Origin of the sequence: Bradyrhizobium sp. MOS001 (assembly GCF_004634465.1) — a bacterium.
Classification (GTDB): Bacteria; Pseudomonadota; Alphaproteobacteria; order Rhizobiales; family Xanthobacteraceae; genus Bradyrhizobium; species Bradyrhizobium barranii.
Genome location: NZ_SPVJ01000098.1, coordinates 1 through 7,232, shown reverse-complemented (window position 1 = coordinate 7,232; position 7,232 = coordinate 1). Strand labels below are relative to the sequence as shown.

Below are 7,232 nucleotides of genomic sequence, written 5' to 3'. Positions count from 1 at the left end.
TTTGGCGACGGGCACGACCCGGCGGCCGTGATGGAGGATCTCTTCGAGGCCAACAGCTGGGGCGACACTTGGCGCGACGGCATCTACAGCTACGTGCATTATCACTCCCGAATTCATGAGCTGCTTGGCATCGCCCGCGGCAAGGGCCGGGTACGCTTCGGCGGCAACAAGGGCCGGATATTCACGCTGAAGGCTGGCGACGTCGCGATCCTGCCCGCCAGTACCGGCCATCAATGCCCGTTCGCCGAACAGGACTTGCTCGTCGTCGGCGCCTATCCGCAGCATCAACCGTTGCTATATGCGGAGTCGTTCTCGCCCAACACGCCCGAGGGCGCTTGTCTCAATTGCCATGGCATTGGCCGAGTCCATGCTGTCGACGAACGCCAGCTCGTTCCCGACGATACGCTGACCATCCGAGAGCGGGCCGTAGCCGCGTGGCCAAGCGCCTGGCAAGGCCAAAACCTGCGCGATATTCTCGTCACCCTCGGCTACGACGTAGACAAGCCGTGGCGCGAATTGCCCAAGAAAGATCGGGACTGGATCCTGTTCACTGACGAGCAGCCGACGGTGCCGGTCTACGCGGGTTATACGCCTGCCGAGACGAGGCGGGCACTGAAGCGGAAGGAGGAGCCGAGCTATCAAGGTACTTTTACCGGCGCGCGCAAATACGTGCTGCAGACGTTCGCCACGACGCAGAGCGCTATGATGAAACGCCGGGTGGCGCAATTTCTGTCGAGCTCAAATTGCCCAGTCTGCAAGGGGAAGCGGCTTAAACCCGAACCGCTGTCCGTCACTTTCGCCGGAATGGACATTGCCGAGGTTTCGCGACTGCCGTTGAACCAGCTCCGCTTGTTGCTCGGCGGGCATCTCGACAAGAAAAGGAATCAATTCGTCGGCCATCCTGAGAAGGCTCTCGTGGTGCAACGGATAACGGAGGACATGTCGGCACGCCTTGAAGTGCTACTTGATCTCGGTCTTGGCTATTTGACGCCCGAACGCAGCACGCCGACGCTGTCGCCAGGCGAGCTACAGCGGCTTCGATTGGCGACGCAGGTCCGCTCTAATCTGTTCGGAGTGGTCTATGTCCTGGATGAGCCCTCTGCGGGACTGCAGCCGCATGGATGACCTCGTACTCTTCCTCTCGCAAAGCGTCCACCACGAACTGCTAGTAATACTGTTAGTGCTAGAGCATTCAACTTGCTCCAGCGATACGGCTTATCAATGGCCGAAGGTTCGCTTCAAGAAAGTCTCGCGAAAATCAAGGCATGAACGCCTGTGTAGTCGCCGCAGAGAGCACAACGAGCGGAGGGCTGATTGTTCTCAGACTGACGCCGTTGAGCAGTGGTCAGGAAGATCGCCAGTTAGACGTTTGTTGGTTGGAGTTGCTACCTAAAATCATCGTCGACAGCGCAGAACGTGCGAATTGTGCCACCCAAGATGAAGGCGCCGATAAACATCATCCAGAGTGCCGTCACTGAGGTATCGCCGAGTAGCATTCCGACGCCACTGTTTTCCATTTTCGCTCTCGCTGTTTTGTCGGGAGAACCAAACCCGCATTGGAGCGGAGGTTCCCTGTTTCGTTCCTATTGTACGGTCTCGCGCTTAGGCACAATTCATGAGGCCCGATGTTAGAAACGAATGGAGGACCACCCGGCCGAACAAACTGAGGGCGATGTGCTGGACAAACTCCGGCGCCATATCCGCATTTTGGTCGATATCGGTCGTCTTTCGGTTGAAGAGGCCGGAATAGAACGCTTCTTGGACCAAGCGGTGCTGCAAATTGCCCGAGCCGTGGAAATCGACCATGTTAAGGTGCTTCAATATCGTCCAGACACGTCCGATCTTCTGTTGATTGCGGGAGTCGGCTGGAAGGATGGTGCCGTCCGCACCGCCACGCTGTCGGCCGACCTCCGCTCGCCGCCTGGCCGCGCTTTCCAAACGGCCGAGCCTGTCAGCATCAGAGATTTCGCCGAGCAGAACGAATTTGTTTGTTCCGAGTTCTTGGCGGAGCACAGCATTGTGGCTGTCAGCAACGTCCCGATCCTCATCGGCGGCGCCTCATGGGGCGTGCTGGAGGTGGACAGTACAAAGCCGAGAGACTTCTCCCAGGATACGACCGAGTTTCTGACCGCCGCCGCCGCGCTGATAGGTGCTGTGCTGCGTCGCGGTGCGCAACCGGACGAGCATGCAAGCCTTATGGCTGCGGTCGCGGAAGCTAAAAAGGGGCAGATCTTGCTTCGAGAGATGCAACATCGGGTCAAGAACAATTTTCAACTCGTCCTGTCCTCGATTTCCATCCAGAAGCGCCGCTATCTTGATCCAGAATCACACCGCGCTCTGGACCACGTGGCCAGCCGCATCAACGCCATCTCGCTCGCACATGATCAGCTTGCCCCTCGCCAAGAGGGGCAGATCGTTAGACTTTCCCATTACATCCGGGCTCTTTGCAGCGCGATCCGCAATCAGGTGGATGAGGTTGAAGTCGACGTCGAATGCGACGAGCTCGAATTGGCGATCGACCGGGCCCTCCCGGTTGGCCTCATTTTGAATGAGACTGCGATGAACAGCATCAAGCATGCGTTCGGTGCAGAGGGAGGCAGGATCAGCGTAAGTTTGGTGGGAGGCGTCGGCTACGGCGAGGCCCGATTGACAGTGACCGACAACGGTCGCGGCATTCAACATCCGAACAAAAACGGGTCGGGCCTTAAGCTGATTACCTCTCTGGCGAGACAAATTGGCGGTACCGTCAACCAGACCAGCAGCGACGCGGGTACAACAACAACGCTTACATTCCCTTTGATAATGTAAAGTGGGACCTGCTGAGCAGGCACGGGATAGGCTGGGCCTCAGCTATCGCGGGCCGGGTCGGCCGATGGTACACCTGCGGACCAAGCAAAGCCCCATATCGTCGCCGAGGTGGGTAGTCGGGTTGTGGCCCTTAGCCGCAGGTCGATTGAGCGCGTGTCATGTCGGCTGTCGGGCAGACCGGACACCGATCCAACTTGGCGTCCACCGCTGATTTCGAACCCAGGCGGCAATCGACCGCAGAGAAGCGGATGTAACCTTCACGACAACAACGCTAGACCAGACCGCCCGTTTAGAGCGCTAAATGTTTTTCGTCATCCTCTTGAAACGTTTTTGCTCGTGACAGATTTTTTGGACGCCGCAGACGTGGCGGCCGGGGCGCCTTCGGGGCCCCGCAATCAAGGCGGGCGCCGGAAGGTGTCCGGTGCCAGCTCATACCCAGCTTGCTCTTTGGAGGATTTGGCTATGAGGTATGATTGGACTCCCCTGTGGAAGTCGACCATTGGGGTCGACCACCTGTTTGACGTTCTCGACGAGGTCCAGCGGACCGCCGAAGAGACCTATCCCCCGTATAACATCGAGCGGCTCGACGAGAACCGCTTCCAAATCTCGGTGGCGCTCGCCGGATTCACACCGAACGAGGTGGGCCTTACGGTGCAGCAGAATGTCCTGACGTTGGAAAGCCATAAGGCCGAGAAGGACGAGAAGACCTTCCTGTATCGCGGAATGGCGACACGGTCATTCAAGCGCCAGTTCACCCTGGCTGACCACGTTGAGGTCAAGGGCGCGCACTTCGAGAATAGTCTGTTGGTCATCGAGCTTCAACGCGAGATTCCCGAGGCCATGAAGCCGCGGCGCATCGCCATCGCGGGCGCAAGCGCCGGGCAGGTCAAGCAGATCGAAGGCAAGGCCGCCTGACCAACCCGCGGCCTGGTTCCGATCGCCGCCGCGCGGGTGCTCCCGCGCGGCCATCCTAATGCGTCTTATGATGGGTAGGAGCTTTAGCCATGCGGACGACGCCCACACACGATAACGTCTTCGATTTAAATGCTCTTCTTCACCCCGGCACGGTGTTCTCGCATCCGCGCGAGGTCGTCGCTGACCCGAATTTGAGTCTGGCCGAGAAGCGGGCCATCCTCGCGTCATGGGCTTCTGACGCCTCGGCGATCGCGTCCTGTCCAGCGTTACGCTCGCCGGACGGACTAAAGGCGCCTGCTCATAGACGAAATTCTGGAAGCGCTACGCGCGCTAGACGGGAACGGTCCGCGCAACCCGCCGGGCGGCAAGCCCATGCGTCTGCGCTGGGCCGAGCGTCGCGCGGCGGCGTGAGCGAGGGGTCTGCAAGTGATTCCATGACTGACGTCACACAGTTGATTCCAGGTCGCTTCTATTGGGTCCTTGTGCGCTCAAGCACGAAACATCCCGAGTGGCAGGCGGCACGCTTCGCCGGCGCTACCTGCCAAGGCGACGGCGCCAAGTGGGACTTCATCGGCTTCAATAGCGACGTCGATCATCTTTTCATCGAGGTCGTCGACATCGGCTCAGAAATACTGTCTGTCTAAACGCTCGCGTTAAGATGCCTAGGAAGCCAAGCGACAGCGCAGCTATCGATCCACTGCGCGGATTCCCTGTTTCTGTACAACCGCTGCGGCCCTGCCCTTTCTGCAGCGGTTCGGAGGTTTGAATCAACAGCAACATCGATCCAAAATTCGTAGTATGTAAGAAATGTTCGGCTTTCGGCCCCAATGCGCCGACCGTTAAGTAGGCGGCCGAGCATTGGAACAAACGCACCGCCCCCTAAAGCGAAGACGTGGCGGAACTTGTTTCTCTTTCGGAACGGTATGGCGTTCTTGCGGGCGGCGAGCCAGACCAGCTAGCAAATAGGAAGTAGGCCAATTACCAGCCGAGCCGCGCCCACAGGGCACCAAGCAGGGCGAGCCAGCCCAGCATGACGACCATGCCGCGCGCGAACCGGCTCTTCACCTCACCGCGCCGAGCAGCTCGGGCCGTGACACCAGCACTGCGGCCGCGCCCACCAGCAGCAGCATCGACGAGACCATGATGGCGATCCACTTACTATCATCCATGGACGCCAATGCACGCGCCGTCTCGTCGTTCCAGTTACGGAGCGGGCCATCAGACGGGTGCGCAAGGCCACCGGAATAGGAAGTAGGCCAATTACCAGCCGAGCCGCGCCCACATGGTACCGAGCAGCGCGAGCAGTGCGAGCCAGACCAGCATGAGGACCATCCCGCGGGCGCGACCGATTAAGGCGACCCGTCCGGCGGGCGTCGCCAACGCGACGACAAACAGCGTGACGATGACCGCGACGATGACCAGGCCGAAAGGGGTCATGGCTGCTCAGAGCAGGGATAGTTGGACGGTGGCCCCGCGCCCGTGGGTTTCGAGGAACGCCTCAAGTGATGGCGGAACCTCGCACGGAGCACCCCTGTTGCAGCGCCTCGGCAATGTCCTCGGAGGCATCCCGCGACCAGCCCTCACCAGTGTTGAAGCTCACAATGGGGCGGGGTTATTGCCCCTCCATCAGGTGGCGCAGGAGCGTCTCGCGGTCGGTGTGCTCCTCGTCCGTCTCGCTCCAGGACCGGCCCAGATGCCGCCGAAATCATTGAGCACAAGATAGATGTCCCGGTCGAAGCCAGGAACAATTGACGGGGAAGAACGCATAACACCACTCCACCGAGCCGGAGCATCAATCCAACAGGGGCGCGGCAAGGGCGTCAAGATCGGCTGCGGTGATGGGCGTTATGCGCGACGGATTGGAACGGCCCCGCCCACAAGGGCTGGGGGAAATGTGGGTCGGGGCGCCCTTTACTGGCCCGTGCAATGGCCAGCCGACGCAAACGCTCCCTGTCATCCGTCGTTCCTATGTCCGGCGAGCCGCTCTTCGCTCGACGTCAGCAGGCGCACTGTACTTTGCCCACTCACGTCGGTGCGCTCCGCGCTGCTTTGGAATATCCGTGACGAAAGAGAGATTGCTGCCGTCACCGTATAGCATCTGTCTGTTCGACATCGTTCGGGTCGCATGCGCGAAATGCCGCGAGGTGTGCATCACCTAAGTTCAAAAGTGAACCGACCCACGGCTTCGCAAAGGTTTGTTCACCTTGATGTAGGGAACAGCCAAAGCGGCAATAGCCGGGCCTCATTTCGCGCGCTGAGTATCAGATCGCTGCTGCTGGGGGCCAAACGGAGATGTCCGATGGGTGTGGCAGGCTTGCGCTTCGCGCAATTGAAAAGATCGTTCCGTGTTCGAGCGGCCCTTGTCGGCATGCTCCAGGAGTTGCCGTTTGTCTGCGCGGTGATAATTGCAGTCGGCTCGACAGTCATGATCGTGATCAAGCTCTGCAAGGATTTGCCGGAGTGAGGCGGGCTGACCGCCATGGCGCTCATGCGGCCCTTTGTCTACCGATCGGCATATAAATACACTCCCGCTGATTTCAGCGCGGAACGGATATGACAGACCCATTGACGGCAGAAGCAATCTACCTGCGGCTCGGCAGCCTGATGGCCGACGCCCCCGACCTCAAGGCCGACCCGACGCCGATACGCGCCGTGGGCTCGCTCTGGGGCCGCGCTAGCGCGTCGCGTATTAATAGGCGCAAATATAGTTTCCGTACGCATCGTAGCAACTGCGGCGGTACGCAGCAGCGCCAACGGCAGCCGCGCCTACCGCTGCCGCTCCGACACCGTAGCCCCGATAGCCGTAGCCGCGATAGCCGCCCCGATAGCCGTAGCCCCGGTAGCCTGTGCCGCGCACTGCAACAGCGCCGCCGCCCCGCGGTCCTCGAACTGCGACCGCACCGCCGCGGTAACCGCCGCCACCCCGATAGGCACCTCCCCCGCGCCGAGCCTCGGCATCATCGGGGATCAAGCAGGCGATGAGCAAAACGAAAGCGGCAAGAGGAGCGAGAATATAGCGGAGCATGACAGAAACCCTTCTATGAAGTCCTTAAGCCCCGCTCGCGAGATTGCGGCTCTCTCCGCGCAGGAGGTTGATGTAGATCAATCGAACCTGCGCACTGCGGCGCCTACGCTATGTTCCCGCACCTGTCAGGAAAAAGAATGGTCGCTTCCGAAGCGCGATCACGTTCGGCCGCCGTGTTCGGTGCGCCTTTTGACCTCTATCGTAGCGGTCATGCGCAGTATTGGACCAAACTCGTCTCTTGCCTCGACTTCGATAGGTCCTGTGCCGGCACCACAAATGATGGTTTCTCCTAATAATTCGCGCGCTAACCGTTCGACGGCCTTAAGGTCCGCAAGATCGATACCCTCATGATCAATAACGACGGCCGGACTGCGGTAGTCGAAGTAGTCGTTCGTGAAGAACTGGCGGCGGCGCCCGGCTCAAGCGGTGTTTCGAGCCGGGACGGTCTCGAAGAAGGCTCGGATGATGACACGCAAGAGCTCTG

General features: G+C 60.0%; 5 protein-coding genes and 2 pseudogenes. 6 read left to right on the top strand and 1 reads right to left on the bottom strand.

Translation table 11 applies throughout. From position 1 onward, the window contains the following. Positions 1-267: 267 nt before the first annotated feature. The 5 genes and pseudogenes from CT676_RS42480 to CT676_RS42460 form a co-directional block, all read left to right on the top strand. Positions 268-1,110 (top strand): annotated as a pseudogene (locus CT676_RS42480) (excinuclease ABC subunit A); the annotation flags it as partial. A gap of 564 nt (positions 1,111-1,674) precedes the next feature. Continuing rightward, positions 1,675-2,808, top strand: coding sequence for a histidine kinase dimerization/phosphoacceptor domain -containing protein (locus CT676_RS42475; RefSeq protein WP_244623517.1), 1,134 nt, complete (start codon positions 1,675-1,677; stop codon positions 2,806-2,808). Between the two features lie 462 nt (positions 2,809-3,270). Beyond that, on the top strand, positions 3,271-3,723 hold the full coding sequence (locus CT676_RS42470; RefSeq protein ID WP_135217224.1) for an Hsp20 family protein: 453 nt from the start codon (positions 3,271-3,273) through the stop codon (positions 3,721-3,723). Between the two features lie 89 nt (positions 3,724-3,812). Beyond that, a pseudogene (locus tag CT676_RS45860) lies at positions 3,813-4,134 on the top strand (hypothetical protein). Between the two features lie 23 nt (positions 4,135-4,157). Beyond that, positions 4,158-4,367: a hypothetical protein gene (locus tag CT676_RS42460; protein ID WP_135217223.1), complete on the top strand. Its 210-nt coding sequence runs from the start codon at positions 4,158-4,160 to the stop codon at positions 4,365-4,367. Positions 4,368-4,983: 616 nt separating this feature from the next. On the opposite strand, the gene CT676_RS44655 is transcribed toward CT676_RS42460, so the two are convergent. Then, positions 4,984-5,160 carry a hypothetical protein gene (locus CT676_RS44655; RefSeq protein ID WP_161495737.1) on the bottom strand — a complete coding sequence of 59 codons (177 nt, stop codon included), beginning with the start codon at positions 5,158-5,160 and terminating at the stop codon, positions 4,984-4,986. Positions 5,161-6,022: 862 nt separating this feature from the next. Here CT676_RS44655 and CT676_RS44650 point away from each other — a divergent pair. Next, the gene (locus CT676_RS44650) at positions 6,023-6,187 is read left to right on the top strand and encodes a hypothetical protein (protein ID WP_167768344.1); all 165 of its coding nucleotides are present in this window, start codon (positions 6,023-6,025) and stop codon (positions 6,185-6,187) included. Positions 6,188-7,232: the final 1,045 nt, after the last annotated feature.

Excerpts from the sequence above, each read along its gene's own strand:
- CT676_RS42460 (WP_135217223.1), top strand. The coding sequence starts at position 4,158 with ATGACTGACGTCACACAGTTGATTCCAGGTCGCTTCTATTGGGTCCTT.
- CT676_RS44655 (WP_161495737.1), bottom strand. The coding sequence starts at position 5,160 with ATGACCCCTTTCGGCCTGGTCATCGTCGCGGTCATCGTCACGCTGTTT.
- CT676_RS42470 (WP_135217224.1), top strand. The coding sequence starts at position 3,271 with ATGAGGTATGATTGGACTCCCCTGTGGAAGTCGACCATTGGGGTCGAC.
- CT676_RS44650 (WP_167768344.1), top strand. The coding sequence starts at position 6,023 with ATGGGTGTGGCAGGCTTGCGCTTCGCGCAATTGAAAAGATCGTTCCGT.